The sequence below is a fragment of the Azospirillum isscasi genome (assembly GCF_030849505.1).
GTDB classification, from domain to species: domain Bacteria; phylum Pseudomonadota; class Alphaproteobacteria; order Azospirillales; family Azospirillaceae; genus Azospirillum; species Azospirillum isscasi.
On the sequence record NZ_JAUJFI010000015.1, the window covers coordinates 1 to 17,087 of the forward strand.

Below are 17,087 nucleotides of genomic sequence, written 5' to 3' on the forward strand. Positions count from 1 at the left end.
GTCCGCGCGATGACGCGCCACGCAAACCTCAGGCGCCGACCCCTACTTTGCCAAGGCGGTGCTCACCGGAGGCGTACCTATTGCCTGGGGTGGGCCAAGGAAACAGGTCATCTCGTTCATACTGGGTGTCGATCTGGCACATCGTAATCTCCTGTTAGCGCGGTAGTTTGAGTATTTAGCCGCTCGATGCCAGGGAGCTTCGCTGCGATGCACTCTTTAAGATGCCAAAGCCACTACCCAGATAGCGTTCACGCCGGAATATTGCGAGCTGCAACCCGCTCACAGTATAAATAAGCAGACACTTAAAGCGTCTGCTGCAACAGGCTGATACGTGAGAGGTGATAGCGCACGAAGCTCAATAGTTTATCCATGATTTTACAGTGCGTGCGTTGCCTCTCGCGCACTTGATGGCCCCGGATGTTGCAGCATCCGGGGCCTTCTTGTTTAGAGGCAGAAATCATTATGAAAGAAAATTATAGCTGTGATAGCGTTTCTTTGGACATGCCCATGGTTCATTCACCAGGACCAACCCCGATAGATTTTCAGGCCGAGATGATTGCCGACTTGGCAAAGCGGCAAGCGAAGGGGGATCGGATCGACGGTCGGGAGGTCGTCGCGCTTTTGAACCCTGGTGCCGATAACCGCCAAGTTCGGGAATGGCTTGTTCAGAACCGCATCATGAAAGGCGCTGAGTTTGATCAGGCTCTGAAAAGAGAATGGCAGCGTCAAAAAATCGAAAACCGTTTGGGATTTGTTCCCGATACGGTCGTGGCGTTTGTGGAGGGCTATGCCGCTCGTGAGCGGATTGGGACCACATACCGTGGCCTGCTGCAACGCAACAAGCCGGTCACATACGGCAAACTCGTTGATGACAAAGAGTTGGCCAACACCGTGATCAAAGAGGAGGACCGGAGCGACCTCCACATCGACAATTATGTCCGGCTTACAGCGGGCAATCGAACGCAAATCAGCGACTTTCAGCGCGAGTTGCGCCTCCTCTCTGCAGAGTTGGGATTGGGCTACTCGGATAGCAACATTCTTGACGCGGTGCAGGAATGGACGTTGAAGCAACGGGAGGAGCACAAGCTCGCGATCTTCAACCGCATTGCTGGCTGCAAACTCGGCCCGGCGGCGCAAGAGCGCGCGCAAGTGGCGTGGGATGCTCTGGAACGGGCCGCGTTCGACGTATCGGAAACCTGTCCCGGTTTCGCGGTTGCAGTGCTTCGCAAGTTCATCTGGCAGGTCAAGCGCAAGATGCTGGGGTTGCCGGTAACGAACCACCTCATGCCCGTCTTGACCGGCTCCCAGGGCAAGGGCAAGAGCACGTTGGTCCGAAATCTGCTCCGCCCCGTCGAGGAATGCACGGCCCACAGCGACTTCAAACAAATCACCGATGACCGCAACATTCAGCTATGGGAGAATTACGTCATTTTCCTCGACGAGCTTGGGCATGCAAAGCGAGCTGAAATGGATGAGGTCAAAAACATCATCACCGCCGATGTCCTTACCCGACGCCCAATGAGGACCAACGATGTTGAACATGTCGAGCAGCGGGCGACCTTCATCGGTTGCACTAATAAGGGTTTGAGCGAGCTGATCCGGGATGAAACAGGTGTTCGACGCTTTGCCGAACTTGCCTTCACCAACACCCCGGATTGGGACGCGATCAACGCCTTGGATTGGGAACAGATGTGGCGCAGCGTCGATGAGCGGGGACCAGACCCCAGCTCCATCATCGCGGTGGCGTTGGCAACGCAGCAGAGCGCAAATCGGACCATGAGCGCCGTCGAACAATGGGCGCGTCAGGCAAAAGTTGAAGGGAGAAGGCGCGCTGAGGAGCTTCATTCAGTGTTTCGGGAATGGGAGAAAGACAAGTTCCCACGCAATGCCACGGACCTTGCGAGTTGGGGCAAGCAAATGAAGCGCCTTATGCAAAATGACACCGACTTTCCGTGGTCCGCTGGGCGAGACGGTCGTGGCGTGTGGTATTGCAAGGGCGTGGCTGTGTAGGCGGTATGTAGGGAGGGTGTAGGGACTGCCTACACCGTCCTTTTCCAATTGAGTGCTCCCATCTGTGCATTTGATGCTGAAATCACTGGATTTTAATGGGGAAATAGCAGGATTGGCTGTTTGTGTAGGGAGTGTAGGTTATTTCTATTTATTCCCCAGCCAATCGAAAATACCGAAAAACAAGCCTGCGGTAACACAAAGCAGGCTTAAAACGCTACACAGCCTACACTCCCTACACAGCGGGAGTCGGCACCGCGAAGGTCATCATCCGGTTTTGCTTCCTCTTTGCGCGTCTGCCAGCTCCTTTTGCTTCTTGGCAAGCTGTTGCCGCATCTTGTTCACGGTTGCTCGCTTCTTCATGAGCTTTCCTTGCTTGACCAACTCCGCAGCTCGACGGCTCGCGGCATCCGTGGTGCTATCGTCCATTTCCAGCAGACTGGCCGACCATTCCTCGTGAGTAAGCCCCATAACCTCATGCAATCTCATCGCTCGTTCCTCTCTGTTGCGCTTTCCAGCCAGCTATTTACCGTTCGCGCAACCACAAAGAATGCCCGCGTCGGGCTTGATAGTGGCCGCCACGGCTGTAGCATCGAGACCCAGGACTGGCAGATGTATGGAGAGGGCGGAGGACAAGGTGAACGATTTCATCGTTGAAGGGACAGCTCTTGGAAAGCCGATCAGGGTTCGCGTCTTCGCCCAAAACCCGCACCACGCCCAACAGGCAGCGAAGCAACTGACCGGCGATCCGCACATGAGTTTTCGGTCTGTGAAGGCGGTCTGAACATCGTCGGTCTTTGGTGAAATCAAGTTCAGAAACAGCCCTCTGTTCAACTTCCGAGGGTTGAGCGCCAGTGCCATGGCATTAACGTATGTGCGGCAGAACATATGGAGAACGCCATGTCTATTCTGGAAAGCCTGACACTGACGAGCACCGCGAAGCGCATCGACACCAGCCCAGTCGGCACCGCTCGCCGCAAGTTGCTCGACGCCCTGGTCCTTCAGATCGAGGCTGCGACGGCGACCATCAAAGGTGAGGTGTTCATCCGCCGTGTCGGCCGGTGGGTGAACGTGGACGGGACGAAGGAGCGGCGTGACGTTCCGGTTCGTTTCCGGCCCTGGTGGTGGAAGGACGAGGCGGGAACGATCCATCTCCACATCCACTACGGCAACAGGCCGCTCGAACTCAAGCCCGGCAAGTCTGTCATCACCGTGGGCGCGATGGACCGGCTTGTGCCGGTGCTGGAACAGGTTCGTCAAGCCATCATGGCCGGTGAACTCGACAGGTCGATGACCGAGGCGGTCGCGCGGCGGCAGCGCGTGCTGCAGAAGGCGACGACGACCACAGTCGGAAAGGCCACGTAATGACCGACAAGGCGCTGGGGCGTGCGGCAGAAATCGCACGCCTCAACGACCATCTACGCCGAAGCTTCGAAGGCGGTCGGGTGGTCATCACCTCCGGTATCGCGGCACTCGATCCCCTCCACATCAATCTCATTCTGGCCGGAGTGCGGACATTCAATGCCTTCGCGGCAGATAACGACCCCTATGGCGAGCATGATTGCGCGACCCTGATGGTCCGAGGGGTGAGGGTAATGTGGAAGATCGACTACTACGACCCCACGATGACCTATCTGTCATCCGATCCCGCTGATCCCAGCGTGACCGTCCGGGTGTTGACCATCATGCTGGCCGACGAGTTTTGTGGAGTGCGCGCTTGCGAGATGCTGATCCAGACAAATCGAGACTCTGATTGACAGTTTGGCAGAGACTGGCTATCTACCCTCTGTCACTTAGAAAGGAGGGTCTGATGAAGGTAAGTTGGATTACGTTTGAGGGGACGCTAGAGGAGTTCCTGAGTGTCCAACATGCTCTGCCGCAGGGAACAGTTTTCTCTGTCGCTACAGCAGATACGATGCATGAGGAGCCGGAGCTGGCCACGAGTGGCGGCAAGGCAAAGTCACTTCCGCAGCTAAGCAATGAAGATGCAGGGAAGGTGGCGATAGAGTTCGTCAAAAGTCTCCCTGACACCCTCAAGACCGCCTTTTTGACCCTAGTTGAGAGTGAGGATGTGCATCTGGAAAGGGGTGAGTGGGCGAAAAAGCTCGGCTACAGTGACACACAACTCAATGGAACTATGACCCAGCTAAGCGCCCGCGTGGGGGCTGCGATGGTGACCGTACTGGGTGAGGATGCTGTACCGCAAAGTCACAAGGGTGCGCTCTACTGCTTGGTCGAAAAGGGAATGCGGGCAGGGAAGACGGCATTTCGAGTGACGGCGGCTGCTCGCTCTGCGCTGAAAGAAGCGGGGCTTCTATAGGAAATTCCAGCTATGCATGATGGTGCCAAGCGCCGGGAGCAGAGGGATATTCCCCTCCTCTCGGGCGCTCGGCTCGTTTAGGAAAGTTATCCTGTGCGCCGCCGCCCTAGCACAATTCCAGCACATATAGAACAAAAATTGAATAAAAACAATATTTTATGCGCCGGTGCTTTTAACTGAAAATCCCCGTGTCGGCGGTTCGACTCCGTCCCTGGGCACCACTTCATCCCTTCGCGGGACTGTGGTGTCCGAACGCTCCGTCACCCGCGGGGCGTTTTTTGTTGTCCGCATGATTTTGCACGGTGCCCTCCCAGCGCGCGCAGAAGGCGGTGGCGTTCCCATGGCGGCGACCGTATCGTGCGCTCCGCATGGTTCCGGCGCGGATGGCGGGATGATCGATCAGCGGACAAGCGCGTTTCTGGCGGATTTCCTGGCGAAGCCCGGCGGCGATCCGGACCGGCTCGACCGTTTCCTGCTGCACGGCCCCTACCGCGGGCGGCGCGGCGGCAAACCGCGGCTGAAGCTGGCCTTCCACGATTTCTGGCCGGAGTTCGACAAGGGCACGAACTTCTTCATCGAGATCCTGTCCGGCCGCTTCGACCTGTCGGTGGTGGAGGACGACAGCGACCTTGCCATCGTGTCGGTCTTCGGCGGCCGGCACCGCGAGGCGCGCAGCCGCCGCACCCTGTTCTTCACCGGGGAGAACGTGCGTCCGCCGCTGGACCGCTTCGACATGGCGGTGTCCTTCGACCGCATCGACGACCCGCGCCATTTCCGCCTGCCGCTCTACGTCATGCATGCCTACGAGCACATGCGGGAGGGGGCGGTTCCCCATTTCTGCTCCCCGGTCCTGCCGCCAGCACCGCCGACGCGGGCCGCCTTCGCGGAGCGCAGGTTCTGCGCCTTCCTCTACAAGAACCCGAACGGGGAACGCCGCAACCGCTTCTTCCCGGTGCTGGACGGGCGGCGGCGCGTCGATTCGGTGGGCTGGCACCTGAACAACACCGGCAGCGTCGTCAAGATGGGCTGGCTGGCGAAGATCCGCGTCTTCGAGCGCTACCGCTTCGCCTTCGCCTTCGAGAACGCCAGCCACCCCGGCTATCTGACGGAGAAGATCCTGGACGTGTTCCAGGCCGGGGCCGTGCCGCTCTACTGGGGCGACCCCGACCTGGAGCGGGAGGTGGCGGCGGGCAGCTTCATCGACGTGTCGCGTTTCGCCACGGACGAGGAGGCGGTGGAGCACATCCTGGCGCTGGACGACGATTACGACGCCTATTGCGCCCACCGCGCCGTGCCGCCCTTCCTGGGGACGGAGGAGTTCCATTTCGACGCCTACCGCCTCGCCGACTGGATCGAAAGCCGCCTGTAAGGGCCGGATGGGGGAACGATGGCGCGGGTGCTTCTGAATTACGCGGACGGGGCCTTTCTGGCGGCGCAGAAGCGCAACGCCCGGAGCGGGCTGGAGGTCGGCGGTTTCGATTCCGTGGCGATGCTGGGCCGCGGCCACATCGACCCGGCCTTCGTGGAGCGCAACCGCTTCATCCTCGACCAGCCGCGCGGGGCGGGCTACTGGCTGTGGAAGCCCTGGGCGGTCTGGACGCTGCTGCGCGACCATCTGAAAGACGGCGACGTGCTGTTCTATTGCGACAGCGGCGCCCATTTCGTGCACCGCGCCGACCCGGTGATCGAGCTGTGCCGGCAGCGGCGCGACCTGCCCATCCTGCTGTTCACGCTGCAGGACGAGTTCAAGAACCGCGGCTGGACGAAGCGCGACTGCTTCCATTTCATGCGGCTGGACCGGCCCGAATACACCGACGCCACCCAGATCCTGGGGAGTTTCATCGTCTGCGAGCGGACGCCGGAGACCATCGCCTTCGTCTCCGAATGGCTGCGCTTCGCCCAGGACGAGCGCATCCTCACCGACGCGCCGAACGAGTGCGGAAAGCCCAACTACCCGGAGTTCCGCGACCACCGGCACGACCAGAGCATCCTCAGCCTGCTGGCCCGCCGCCGCGGGGTGTCCACGATCCCCGACATCTCGCAATGGGGCGACGACCGGCGCCCGGCGGAGATCCCGCGCATCCTGTTGCACACGCGCTCGCGGGAATAGGGGGCCGCATGGAACCCAACGAAACCGCCGAACGGGCCACAGCGCTGCACCGGCAGGCCGTCGCCGCCCACCGCGAGGGCCGCATCGCGGACGCGGTGCCGCTGTTCCAGCAATCGCTGGCGCTGCGCAAGGATGCGGAGGTCTATCTGGATTTCGGCGCCCTGCTGGCGGCGCTGTCGCACTGGGCCCCGGCGGGGGCGGTCTATGCCGCGGCGCTGAAGCTGGCCCCGGGCTCGCTCGACGCCCATTACGGACTGGCGCTGGCCCACCACGCCCAGGGCCGCCCGGCGGAGGCGGAACCGCATTATCGGACCGTCCTGGCGTCCTGCCCCGGCCTGGGGGAGGCCTGGAACAATCTGGGAGTCGCGCTTCAGGAGCAGGGCCGGCCCGGCGAGGCGGAGGCGGCCTACCGTGCGGCCCTGCGCCACCAGCCGGGGGATGCCGGAACCTGGAAGAATCTGGGGGTCGCCCTGGAGGGGTTGGGCCGGAGCGCGGAGGCGGAGGCGGCCTACCGCGAAGCGCTCGCCCGCAATCCGGACCATGCGGTCACCCTGAACAATCTCGGCGGCCTCGCCCTGGCCGCCGGGCGGCTGGAGGAGGCCGGGGCGGCGGGCCGACGCATGGCGGCGCTGAACCCGGCGGACCGGCTCGCTTGGATGCTGCTGGGCAACGCCGCCCACGCGGCGGGCCGCTGGGCCGAGGCGGTGCGGGTGAACGCGGTGGCGGTCCGGCTGGCGCCGGACGATCCGGCCCCGCGCCGGAATCTCGCCAACGCGCTGGCCGTCTCCGGGCGGCGGGTGGAGGCGGTGGCGGAATACCGGGCGCTCCTGGGGCTCCGGCCCGATTCCCCCGCGGTGGCGGTCGAACTCGCTGTGGAGTTGTGCGGCCTGCACGACACGGCGGGCGCCCTGGCGGTGCTGCGCGGCGTGATCGGGCGGCATCCGGACCATGGGGCGGCGTGGCGTGTTCTGGGGCGGGTCCTGGGGCGGGCCCTGGCCGGCGGCTTCCAGCCGGACGCGGCGCTGGACGCGCTGCGCCGCGCGGTCGCGCTCGATCCCGGCGACCGGGCGGGCTGGGAGGATCTGGGTGCCGTCGCCACGCTGGCGGACCGGATCGCGCTGTCCATCGAGGCCCTTCGCCGCGTCCGCCGGCTCTTTCCCGCCTACAACCCCGCCCTGGCGCAACTGGTGCAGCAGCAGAGACACGCCTGCGAATGGCGCGACCTTCCGGCCCTGGAAAGCGACTTGATCGGGCGGATGCGCGCCGGAGCGCTGGGCGTGCCGCCCTTCGGCCTTCTGGCGGCGGACACGGCCCCGGCGGACCAGCGCGCGGCGGCGGAGCGCTGGGCGCGGCAGAAGGCCGAAGGGGTGGCGGCGGTGGCGCGGCCCGCGGTTCCCGGCGACGGGCGCCTGCGGATCGGCTATCTGTCCGCCGACTTCCACGAGCACGCCACGGCCTATCTGATGGCGGAGCTTCTGGAGCGGCACGACCGGGCGGGGTTCGCCGTCACCGCCTATTCCACCGGCATCGACGACGGCAGCCCGATGCGGCGGCGTCTGACCGCCGCGGTGGAGCGCTTCGTGGACCTGCGCGATCGCTCGGACCTCGACGCCGCGCGGGCCATCGCCGCGGACGGGATCGACATTCTGGTGGACCTGAAGGGCTACACGGCCTTCGCCCGCACGGCGATCCTGGCGGCGCGGCCCGCCCCGGTGCAGGTGAACTGGCTGGGCTATCCCGGCACCATGGGCGCGGACTTCATCGACGTGATCCTGGCCGATGCCGTGACCATCCCGCCGGGTGAGGAGGGGTTCTACAGCGAGGCGGTGCTGCGGCTGCCCCACTGCTACCAGCCCAACGACCGCCACCGGGCCATCGCGGAGCGCACGCCGTCGCGCGCCGAATCCGGCCTGCCCGAGGACGGATTCGTCTTCTGCTGCTTCAACAGCCCCTACAAGCTGACGCCGGCCCTGTTCGACGTCTGGGCGCGGCTGCTGCGCTCCGTGCCGGGGAGCGTGCTGTGGCTCTACGCCGGGAACCCGCTGGTGGCCGGCAACCTGCGGCGGGAGGCGGCGGCCCGCGGCGTGGCGGCGGAGCGTCTGGTCTTCGCGCCGCCGCGTCCCCTGGCGGAGCATCTGGCGCGGCACCGGCTGGCCGATTTGTTCCTCGACACGCTGCCCTACAACGCCCACACCACGGCCAGCGACGCGCTGTGGGCCGGGCTGCCGGTGGTGACCTGCCGCGGCGCGACCTTCGCCGGGCGGGTGGCGGCCAGCCTTCTCACGACGGTGGGCCTGCCGGAACTGGTGACGGAATCGCTGGAGGCGTACGAGGCGCTCGCCCTGGACCTCGCCCGCGGCCCGGACCGGCTGGTCGGGCTGAAGGCACGGCTGGCGGCGGCGCGGGGAACGAGTCCGCTGTTCGACGCCACGCGCTTCGCCGGGGATCTGGAGGACGCCTACCGGACCATCTGGCAACGTTTCGGACCCGCAGGAGACAGGCGATGACGATCACGGACCGGCGGCTTCACATCGTCGTGCCCTACCGCGACCGCGAGACGCATCTGCGGGAATTCGTGCCGCGGATCAGCGCTTACTTCGCAACGCTTCCCGATCCCATCGACTACCGCGTCACCATCGTGGAGCAGGAGGCGGGGCTGCCCTTCAACCGGGGCGCCATCAAGAACGCCGGATTCCTGCTGGGCGAGGCGGAGAGCGGCTACACCTGCCTGCACGACATCGACTATCTGCCCATCGACGCCGATTACGCCTGGGTGGACCGCCCGACCCCCATCCTGTCCTTCGGGGCGGAGCAGCGCCCGGTGGCGCCGGGCCGTTCGGAGCAGACGGTCACCACCGACCTGGAAAGCACCATGGGCGGCGTTCTGCTGATGCCGAACGACGTGTTCCGGCGGATCGACGGCTATTCCAACGCCTATTGGGGGTGGGGTTACGAGGATTTCGACCTGTCGCTGCGCATCCGGTCCCGCCGCATCCCGACCGCGCGGCGGCCCGGGCGGTTCGAGCCGCTGGACCACGACAACGAGGGCTTCAACCCCGACGCCTCGGCCTCGCCCATTTCGCGGGTCAACAAGCGGGTGTTCCAGGCGAACTGGTCCGGCGGGACGATCCCGGAGGAGGACGGGCTGTCCACCCTGTCCTTCGACGTCCTGGACCGCCGCCCCTGCGATGGGGTGCATCTTGGCGCCGAAGGGCGGTGGGAGATCGTGCGCGTCCGCCTGACCATGGCGCCCCTGCCGGGCCAGTTGGCCGCCTTCAAGGCGCGCTGACGCTGTTACCTTTGAGGACAGCGGCGCATCTGCGGGAAGACACCGGCACGCCCGCTTGGCTATAGTGCGGCGCTCGCGGCGTTGTTTGGCCCGCAGAACGACTTCCCACAGAACGACTTCCCGCAGAACGACGAAGCGGAACGGACATGACCAGCCACGAAGACGTCTTCGACGCGCCGGAGACGCGGCAGCCGACCATCCTGGCGGTGTACAACCAGAAGGGCGGCGTCGGCAAGACGACCACCTCGGTGAACCTGGCCCTGGCGCTGGCCGCGCTGGGCAAGAGCGTCGTCCTGATCGACTTCGACCCGCAGAGCAGCGCCACCAGCAACTTCCTGCTCCGGGAAAAGGCGCGTGTCGGCATCAACGACCTGTTGAGCCAGGAAACCTTCGTCGAGGACGCCATCACCCCGACCAGCTTCGACGGGCTGTCGATGATCGTCGGGGCGCGGAAGCTCTATTCGTTGGAGCACGCGCTGGACGCCCGCGGCGGCTCGCAGCGGGGTTTGCGCAAGGCGCTGCACTTCTCGCGCAACCCGCCGGATTATGTGGTGATCGACTGTCCGCCGGCGCTGGGCCATCTGGCGGCGGGCGCGCTGGCGGCGTCGGACCGGCTGGTGCTTCCGGTCTTTCCGGGTCGCTACGCGCTGGACGGGCTGAAGCGCACCCTGTCGGTGGTGGAGCACATCCAGAAGGGCATGAACCCCAACCTGGCGGTGGCCGGTGTCCTGATGCTGTCGATCACCAACGACGAGGTCGGGCGCGATTCGCTGACCCTGCTGCGCTCCGAATATCCGGACCTGATGTTCCGCACGGCGGTGCCCTACGACGTGGACGTGGTGAAGGCGACCTACCGCCGGATGCCCGCCGCGATCTTCAGCCCGGAGGGGCGGACCACCACGCGCTTCCTGGCGCTGGGCTGGGAGATCGTCCATGGCCGCGGCGCCGCCCCGACCGACGAGCAGTTGAAGCCGGCGCAGGACCGCATCCGTGCGTGGCATGCGGACACCGACGCCTCCTACAGCGCCCGCCGCGCGGCGGCCCCGGACGAGGCCGACGAGTCCACGGGCGGCGGCAACGGGCGCGGTGCGTCGGCGGAGGCGCCCGCGGGCGGCGGCGGTCGGGCGCTGATCGCGGCGGTGGTGGGGTTGATCGTCGGGTTTGCCTTGGGCGCCCTGTTCGGTCAGCCGATCCTGGGCGGCCTGCTGGCCGGTCTCGGCGGGTAGGCTACAGCACCGCCTTGCGGGCGGAGAGCAGGATGCTGGTCTCGGTGGAGGCGATGCCGGCGATCTGCCGGACGCGGCGCAGCGTGTCGTCGAACGCCTCTAGCGACTCCGTTTCGATTTCAGCGACCACGTCCCAGCGCCCGTTGGTGGTGTAGACGGTCCGCACCTCCGGAAAGCCGTGCAGGCGGGCGATGACCGTTTCGGCGGCGCGGCCTTCCACCTCGATCATCGTGATGGCCCGGACCATGGCGGGCCGCAGATCCTTGCGCAGAAGCACCGTGAAACCGGCGATGACCCCGCTGCCGACCAGACGGTCGATGCGCGCACGCACGGTCGCGCGCGACACCTTCAGCGCTGCGGCGAGGCCGGCGACGGGCTGGCGCGCGTCGGCGCGGAGAAGCCCCAGGAGGCGGTGGTCCAGGTCGTCCATGCCGGAATGATAAATCGGGCTTTGCAAACTGTCAAAAACGCCGCCGTTCGTTGGCACTTTTCCGTCTTTCTGCCGCCTGTCCCGCCACCGATAGTCATGGAAAGGGTGTTCACACAGGGAGAGGGACGGCATGGCGTCGCTGGAGTCGGCGGATCGGGACGATCCGCGCTTCGTGGAGATCATCGGCGTTCCCATCGAGGCGGGGGCCGGCCATCCCGGCGCCCTGATGGGGCCGGCGGCGCTGCGCACGGCGGGGCTGGTCCGCGCCCTGCGCGATCTCGGGCACGAGGTGCGGGATCTTGGTGATCTGACGCCCGATTCCTGGAGCGATCAGGACCCCGCCACGGCCCGTCTGGCGGAGATCACTGCCTGGTCGCGGGCTCTGGCCGACCGCTCCTACGCCATGATGCGGGCGGGCGGGGTGCCGGTGTTCCTGGGCGGCGACCACAGCCTGTCCATGGGCTCCGTCACCGGGGTGGCCCGCCATTGCCGGGAGGCGGGGAAGCCCCTGTTCGTCCTGTGGCTGGACGCGCACGGCGACTTCAACACGCCGCACACTTCGCCGTCCGGCAACATGCACGGCATGCCGGTGGCCCTGCTGTGCGGGGAGGACGGGTTCGACGCCGTGTTCCCGCCGGAGCAGCGCGCCACCGTGAACCCGGCCCATGTCCATCTGTTCGGCATCCGCTCCCTCGACTCCGGCGAGCGGCGCCTGCTGCGCGCCCGCGGGGTGGACGTGGTGGACATGCGGCTGATCGACGAGCACGGCGTCGGCGTCCACATGCGCCGCATCATCGAGCGGGTGCGGCAAGCCGGCGGCCATCTGCACGTCAGCCTGGACGTGGACTTCCTCGACCCCTCCATCGCGCCCGCGGTGGGAACGGCGGTGCTGGGCGGGGCGACCTACCGCGAGGCGCACCTGATCATGGAGATGCTGCACGACGCGGGCGTCGTCGGCTCCCTGGACGTGGTGGAACTGAACCCCTTCCTGGACGAGCGGGGCAAGAGCGCCCTGCTGCTGGTCGATCTGGTGGCGAGCCTGTTCGGGCGCCGCATCATCGACCCCGCCGTTACCCAGTCGCAGATCGGCGGGCAAGCCGTCTGACGTTCCGACAAGAAACGCACACCGGAGAGAACGCCATGCTTCAGCACGCCGCCGACCTGATCGGGACCGAACACCGCCTGGGCGCCCACAATTACAAGCCTTTGGACGTCGTGCTGTCGCGCGGTGAGGGCGTCTATGTCTGGGACACCGAGGGCAACCGCTATCTCGACTGCCTGTCGGCCTACTCCGCGGTCAACCAGGGCCATTGCCACCCGAAAATCCTGGAGGCGATGGTGCAACAGGCGTCCAAGCTGACGCTGACCTCCCGCGCCTTCCGCAACGATCAGTTGGCGCCGTTCTACGAGGAGTTGGCGGCGCTCACCGGGTCGCACAAGATCCTGCCGATGAACAGCGGGGCGGAGGCGGTCGAATCAGCCATCAAGACGGTGCGCAAGTGGGGCTACGAGGTGCGCGGCGTGCCGGAGAATCAGGCGGAGATCATCGTCTGCTCCGACAATTTCCACGGGCGCACCATCACCATCGTCAGCTTCAGCACCGACCCGGACGCCCGCGGCGGCTTCGGCCCCTTCACGCCGGGCTTCCGCACCGTGCCCTTCGGCGACGCGGCGGCGCTGGAGGCGGCGATGACCGCCAACACGGTGGCCGTCCTGCTGGAGCCGATCCAGGGCGAGGCCGGGGTGGTCATCCCGCCCGCCGGCTATCTGCGCCGGGTGCGCGACCTGTGCACGGAACGCAACGTCGTGATGATCCTGGACGAGATCCAGACCGGCCTGGGGCGCACCGGCAAGCTGCTGGCCGAGGAGCATGAGGGGGTCGAGGCCGACGTGACCTTGATCGGCAAGGCGCTGTCCGGCGGCTTCTACCCGGTGTCGGCGGTGCTGTCGAACTCCGAGGTGCTGGGCGTGCTGAAGCCCGGCCAGCACGGCAGCACCTTCGGCGGCAACCCGCTGGCCTGCGCCGTCGCCCGCGCCGCCATGCGGGTGCTGGTGGAGGAGGGGATGATCGACAACGCCGCCGCCCAGGGCGCCTGGTTCCTGGAGCAACTCGGCGGCATCCGCAGCAACGTGATCCGCGAGGTGCGCGGGCGCGGCCTGATGCTGGCGGTGGAACTGCACCCGGAGGCGGGCGGGGCGCGCCGCTATTGCGAGGCGCTGCGGGCGCGCGGCGTTCTGGCGAAGGACACCCACGACCACACCATCCGCATCGCCCCGCCGCTGGTCATCACCCGCGAACAGGTCGATTGGGCGCTGGAGCAGTTCGACGCCGTTCTGACGGGAACCTCCCTTCCATAAAAGGCGCTTGTGGCCCGCCCCGGCCTCCGCCACGGTGGGGGCGGGCTTTCCAGCAGGCAGCGGTCCGACATGCGCAGCACCATCATCGATCTTCCGTCCGCCACCCCCGGCACCCGGCGGACCCTGACCGTTCAGCGGTTCGGCACGGCGGGCGCGCGGCCCTGCGCCTACATCCAGGCGTCGCTGCACGCCGACGAGATCCCGGCGATGCTGGTGGCCGACAAGCTGCGCCGCATCCTGACCGCGCTGGAGGCCGAAGGGGGGATCGCCGGTGAGGTGATCCTCGTCCCGGTCGCCAACCCGGTGGGGCTGGGCCAGTCGCTGATGGACCATCACCTGGGCCGTTTCGACCAGGACGACGGCAAGAACTTCAACCGCGACTACCCCCACCTGACCGAGGCGGTGGCCGAGCGCGTGGCCGACCGCCTGACCGGGGACGGCGAGGCCAACAAGGCGGCCATCCGCGCCGCCCTGGCCGAATCGCTGGCAGAGCGCACCCCGCGGACCGAGACGGAGCACATGAAGCACCGTCTTCTGGACCTCGCGCTCCAGGCCGATTGGGTGCTGGACCTGCATTGCGACCTGGAAGCGGTGATGCACCTCTACACCCTGACGCCCTCGGCGGAGGCTTTCGCCCCGTTGCAGCGGCTTCTTGGCGCGCAGGCGGTCTTCCTGGCCGAGGAATCCGGCGGCGACCCCTTCGACGAGGCGGTCAGCCGCCCCTGGAACGAGCTTGCCAAGCGCTGGCCCGACCGCCCGATCCCCTTCGGCTGCCATTCCGTGACGGTGGAACTGCGCGGGCAGGCGGACGTGGAGCACGCCCAGGGTGAAGCGGACGCCCAGGCCATCGCCGGCTTCCTCACCCATGTCGGCGTCCTGTCCGGCGAGCCGCCGGCCCTGCCGGAGCCGCTGTGCGCCCCGACCCCGCTGGAATCCTCCGAACCGCTGATCGCCCCGATGGGCGGCGTGGTGGTCTTCCATCACAAGGTCGGCGACCGCGTGGAGGCCGGCGCCGTGGTCGCCGACATCCTGGACCCGCTGACCGGGGAGGTGACCCCGGTGCGCAGCGGGTCGGCGGGTGTGCTCTACGCCCACAGCGCGACCCGCTTCACCCTGGCGGGCAAGCGGATCGCCAAGGTGGCGGGGACGACGCTGCGGCGGACGGGGCCGTTGTTGAGCGCGTAAACGGCTCTATTCTGCGCTTCCATCAGGGGCGCAGTCTCCTCGGAACACGGCGGTGCTCAAGGTTTTCCGGCTCTGCTGGAGACTCCACCGCCTCGTTCATCCGGTTCGCAAGTGGCTTTGGGCCCCAATCTTTCGAATTTGGCTGTCAGTGGAACTGATTCTTGAGCATAGGGTAAAAAGCCGCATGCTGCTCTTTAACCTGCTCAAGGAATTTCTGGCGCTCGGGGGCCCTCATGATGAGATCCTTATGCAAAGGGCTGTTCGCCCAGGTGCTTTCACCATCAAGGGAAAATCCGAAATATTCAGGGTTCAACAGTATTTTATAGGTCAGAAATGAGTGATCATTGGTGAGGCGAAAAGTGGCATTGATCATAAATTGTGGAATGATGACGCCTTACTCAGAAATGGTCTGTCGAATATTCTTGCCATGAGTTGGTTGGTAGTTGCTTGTCGCTTCCATGATGATGTGGTTTATGCCCCGGCGCGCTTGCTCCCGTTGATAGTGGGCATCGGCCTGGATGAAGTGGACATCTTTTCGTGAACAGAATCTGGAGAATTCCCGGCCTCCAGCACCGAGATCGACATTCGTTCCGATAGACACATGCCCCAAGAATTTGCCGTTCGTGATGTTTGCCGTCGTCAGGAAGGCGGTGATGTTGTTTCGGTTGTTTCGGCTTTCGTTGAGTGCTGTGACTGTCCATTTACCAAGGGGTAGGGGAACTTTGGTACGGGAAACCTGGATCGTACCGTCATAGGACGATCCGGTCGGTAGCTGCGAAGCGACGCTGTCAGCGCGAGCTGTGTGAATGGTGAAAAACGCCAAGAATGCCGCGATGGCTGTAAAAAACCGCAAAATGCATCTCCTTCGTATTTGATTTTTGTGAAAGCGCAAGCATAACCAAGAAAAGACTTGGCCAATCGGCAAAGAAAATGCAACTTTAACGTGCTGTAATCGTTAAATGAGAGCTTCCAACGACCGCGGTGGAAGCCTTGTCATAAGGCGCGCTTGACAAACATACCAACCGTTCGGTATGTTTCAGCCCATGCCGCGACCCGCCAAACACCACCCCGAACGCGGCGACGCCCGCGCCCGGCTTCTCGAAGCGGCGCGGGACGTCATCCGCGCCAAGGGCTTTGCGGCGACCTCCGTCGATGATCTCTGCAAGGCGGCGGGGGTCACCAAGGGCGCGTTCTTCCATCATTTCGAGACCAAGGAAGCGCTCGGCGTCGCCGCCGCTGCCTATTGGGCGGAAACCACCTCGGCCTTCTTCGAGAACGCGCCTTACCGCAAGCTCGAAGACCCGCTCGACCGCCTGTTCGGCTATGTCGAGTTCCGCAAGGCGATCATCGACGGGGATCCCGCCGAATTCACCTGCCTCGTCGGGACCATGACGCAGGAGGTCTACGGGTCGCATCCGGCGATCCGTGACGCCTGCGCCGCCAGCATCTTCGGCCACGCGGCGACTCTGGAGCCGGACATCGCGGCGGCCATGGCGGCGCGCGGGATCGAGGCCGACTGGACTCCGGCCAGCCTCGCGCGGCACACCCAGGCCGTTCTCCAGGGCGCCTTCATCCTCGCCAAGGCGACGGGCGACCGTGCCGACGCGCTGGACAGCGTCGATCACCTGAAACGCTACCTCACGCTGCTCTTTTCAACGCCCCGCTCGAAAGGGAATCCCCATGACGGATGTTGAGCGCGACCTCGTTCTGACCCGCAGCCTCGACGCACCGCGTCCCGCGCTGTGGCGCTGCTGGACCGAACCCGAGCTGCTGAAACAGTGGTTCTGCCCCAAGCCCTGGTTCGTGTCCGAGGCGCGGATCGACTTGCGGGCGGGCGGGGAGTTCTTCACGCTGATGAACGGCCCGAACGGCGAATCCTTCGGCGAACCCGGCGTCTTCCTCGACGTGGAGGAGGGCCGGCGTCTGGTCTTCACCGACGCCTTCCGTCCCGGCTGGCGGCCGTCCGGCCGGGCCTTCATGACCGCGGAGGTGCTGTTCGAGGACGCGGGCGCCGGGAAAACCCGCTACACCGCGCGGGCCATGCACTGGAGCGCCGAGGCGCGCGACGAGCACGAGAAAATGGGCTTCCACGAAGGCTGGGGCAAGGCGACCGACCAGCTCGAAGCCCTCGCCAGAACGCTCTGACCCAAAACACTTTGGCC

19 protein-coding genes are annotated in these 17,087 nt (G+C 65.4%); 16 read left to right on the forward strand and 3 right to left on the reverse strand.

The window, feature by feature from the left end:
* Nucleotides 1-417 precede the first annotated feature (417 nt).
* Nucleotides 418-2,010, forward strand: a complete 1,593-nt coding sequence (locus tag QSG27_RS05280) for a VapE domain-containing protein (RefSeq protein WP_306704090.1) — start codon at nucleotides 418-420, stop codon at nucleotides 2,008-2,010.
* 264 nt (nucleotides 2,011-2,274) lie between these two features.
* Here the strand turns inward: QSG27_RS05280 and QSG27_RS05285 are convergent, their stop codons facing one another.
* Complete coding sequence (locus tag QSG27_RS05285) at nucleotides 2,275-2,496, reverse strand: hypothetical protein (protein WP_306704091.1); 222 nt, start codon at nucleotides 2,494-2,496, stop codon at nucleotides 2,275-2,277.
* 148 nt (nucleotides 2,497-2,644) lie between these two features.
* Between QSG27_RS05285 and QSG27_RS05290 the strand changes: the two genes are divergently transcribed.
* The 9 genes from QSG27_RS05290 to QSG27_RS05330 all read left to right on the forward strand — a co-directional run bounded on the left by QSG27_RS05290 (nucleotide 2,645) and on the right by QSG27_RS05330 (nucleotide 10,952).
* Nucleotides 2,645-2,791: a hypothetical protein gene (locus QSG27_RS05290; RefSeq protein WP_306704092.1), complete on the forward strand. Its 147-nt coding sequence runs from the start codon at nucleotides 2,645-2,647 to the stop codon at nucleotides 2,789-2,791.
* A gap of 116 nt (nucleotides 2,792-2,907) precedes the next feature.
* Nucleotides 2,908-3,372 (forward strand): DUF6641 family protein, encoded by a 465-nt coding sequence (locus tag QSG27_RS05295; protein WP_306704093.1) that lies wholly within the window; start codon nucleotides 2,908-2,910, stop codon nucleotides 3,370-3,372.
* Entirely contained in the window at nucleotides 3,372-3,764 is a 393-nt protein-coding gene (locus QSG27_RS05300; protein WP_306704094.1) for a DUF3768 domain-containing protein, read from the forward strand. The genes QSG27_RS05295 and QSG27_RS05300 overlap by 1 nt, the downstream gene beginning before the upstream one ends.
* 53 nt (nucleotides 3,765-3,817) lie before the next feature.
* Nucleotides 3,818-4,327: a hypothetical protein gene (locus QSG27_RS05305; protein WP_306704095.1), complete on the forward strand. Its 510-nt coding sequence runs from the start codon at nucleotides 3,818-3,820 to the stop codon at nucleotides 4,325-4,327.
* A gap of 391 nt (nucleotides 4,328-4,718) precedes the next feature.
* Complete coding sequence (locus QSG27_RS05310) at nucleotides 4,719-5,696, forward strand: glycosyltransferase family 10 domain-containing protein (protein ID WP_306704096.1); 978 nt, start codon at nucleotides 4,719-4,721, stop codon at nucleotides 5,694-5,696.
* A gap of 18 nt (nucleotides 5,697-5,714) precedes the next feature.
* Nucleotides 5,715-6,437: a hypothetical protein gene (locus QSG27_RS05315; RefSeq protein ID WP_306704097.1), complete on the forward strand. Its 723-nt coding sequence runs from the start codon at nucleotides 5,715-5,717 to the stop codon at nucleotides 6,435-6,437.
* Nucleotides 6,438-6,445: 8 nt separating this feature from the next.
* Nucleotides 6,446-8,944: a tetratricopeptide repeat protein gene (locus QSG27_RS05320; protein ID WP_306704098.1), complete on the forward strand. Its 2,499-nt coding sequence runs from the start codon at nucleotides 6,446-6,448 to the stop codon at nucleotides 8,942-8,944.
* Nucleotides 8,941-9,726: a galactosyltransferase-related protein gene (locus QSG27_RS05325; RefSeq protein ID WP_306704099.1), complete on the forward strand. Its 786-nt coding sequence runs from the start codon at nucleotides 8,941-8,943 to the stop codon at nucleotides 9,724-9,726. Before QSG27_RS05320 ends, QSG27_RS05325 begins: the two co-directional genes overlap by 4 nt.
* Before the next feature lie 146 nt (nucleotides 9,727-9,872).
* A complete protein-coding gene (locus QSG27_RS05330) occupies nucleotides 9,873-10,952 on the forward strand; it encodes a ParA family protein (protein WP_306704100.1) in 1,080 nt (359 codons plus the stop codon).
* A 1-nt stretch (nucleotide 10,953) separates the two neighbouring features.
* Here the strand turns inward: QSG27_RS05330 and QSG27_RS05335 are convergent, their stop codons facing one another.
* A complete protein-coding gene (locus QSG27_RS05335; protein ID WP_306704101.1) occupies nucleotides 10,954-11,382 on the reverse strand; it encodes an Lrp/AsnC family transcriptional regulator in 429 nt (142 codons plus the stop codon).
* Between the two features lie 130 nt (nucleotides 11,383-11,512).
* On the opposite strand from QSG27_RS05335, the gene rocF reads away from it, so the two are divergent.
* The 4 genes from rocF (at nucleotide 11,513) to QSG27_RS05355 (ending at nucleotide 15,262) form a co-directional block, all read left to right on the forward strand.
* Complete coding sequence (rocF, locus tag QSG27_RS05340) at nucleotides 11,513-12,487, forward strand: arginase (RefSeq protein WP_306704102.1); 975 nt, start codon at nucleotides 11,513-11,515, stop codon at nucleotides 12,485-12,487.
* A gap of 35 nt (nucleotides 12,488-12,522) precedes the next feature.
* The gene (gene rocD, locus QSG27_RS05345) at nucleotides 12,523-13,740 is read left to right on the forward strand and encodes an ornithine--oxo-acid transaminase (RefSeq protein WP_306704103.1); all 1,218 of its coding nucleotides are present in this window, start codon (nucleotides 12,523-12,525) and stop codon (nucleotides 13,738-13,740) included.
* A gap of 69 nt (nucleotides 13,741-13,809) precedes the next feature.
* Nucleotides 13,810-14,925, forward strand: coding sequence for a M14 family metallopeptidase (locus QSG27_RS05350; RefSeq protein ID WP_306704104.1), 1,116 nt, complete (start codon nucleotides 13,810-13,812; stop codon nucleotides 14,923-14,925).
* Nucleotides 14,926-15,073: 148 nt separating this feature from the next.
* Nucleotides 15,074-15,262: a hypothetical protein gene (locus QSG27_RS05355; RefSeq protein ID WP_306704105.1), complete on the forward strand. Its 189-nt coding sequence runs from the start codon at nucleotides 15,074-15,076 to the stop codon at nucleotides 15,260-15,262.
* Between the two features lie 57 nt (nucleotides 15,263-15,319).
* On the opposite strand, the gene QSG27_RS05360 is transcribed toward QSG27_RS05355, so the two are convergent.
* On the reverse strand, nucleotides 15,320-15,778 hold the full coding sequence (locus QSG27_RS05360) for a hypothetical protein (RefSeq protein WP_306704106.1): 459 nt from the start codon (nucleotides 15,776-15,778) through the stop codon (nucleotides 15,320-15,322).
* A 190-nt stretch (nucleotides 15,779-15,968) separates the two neighbouring features.
* On the opposite strand from QSG27_RS05360, the gene QSG27_RS05365 reads away from it, so the two are divergent.
* Nucleotides 15,969-16,619, forward strand: coding sequence for a TetR/AcrR family transcriptional regulator (locus tag QSG27_RS05365; protein WP_306704107.1), 651 nt, complete (start codon nucleotides 15,969-15,971; stop codon nucleotides 16,617-16,619).
* Complete coding sequence (locus QSG27_RS05370; protein ID WP_306704108.1) at nucleotides 16,606-17,070, forward strand: SRPBCC family protein; 465 nt, start codon at nucleotides 16,606-16,608, stop codon at nucleotides 17,068-17,070. The genes QSG27_RS05365 and QSG27_RS05370 overlap by 14 nt, the downstream gene beginning before the upstream one ends.
* Nucleotides 17,071-17,087 lie beyond the last annotated feature (17 nt).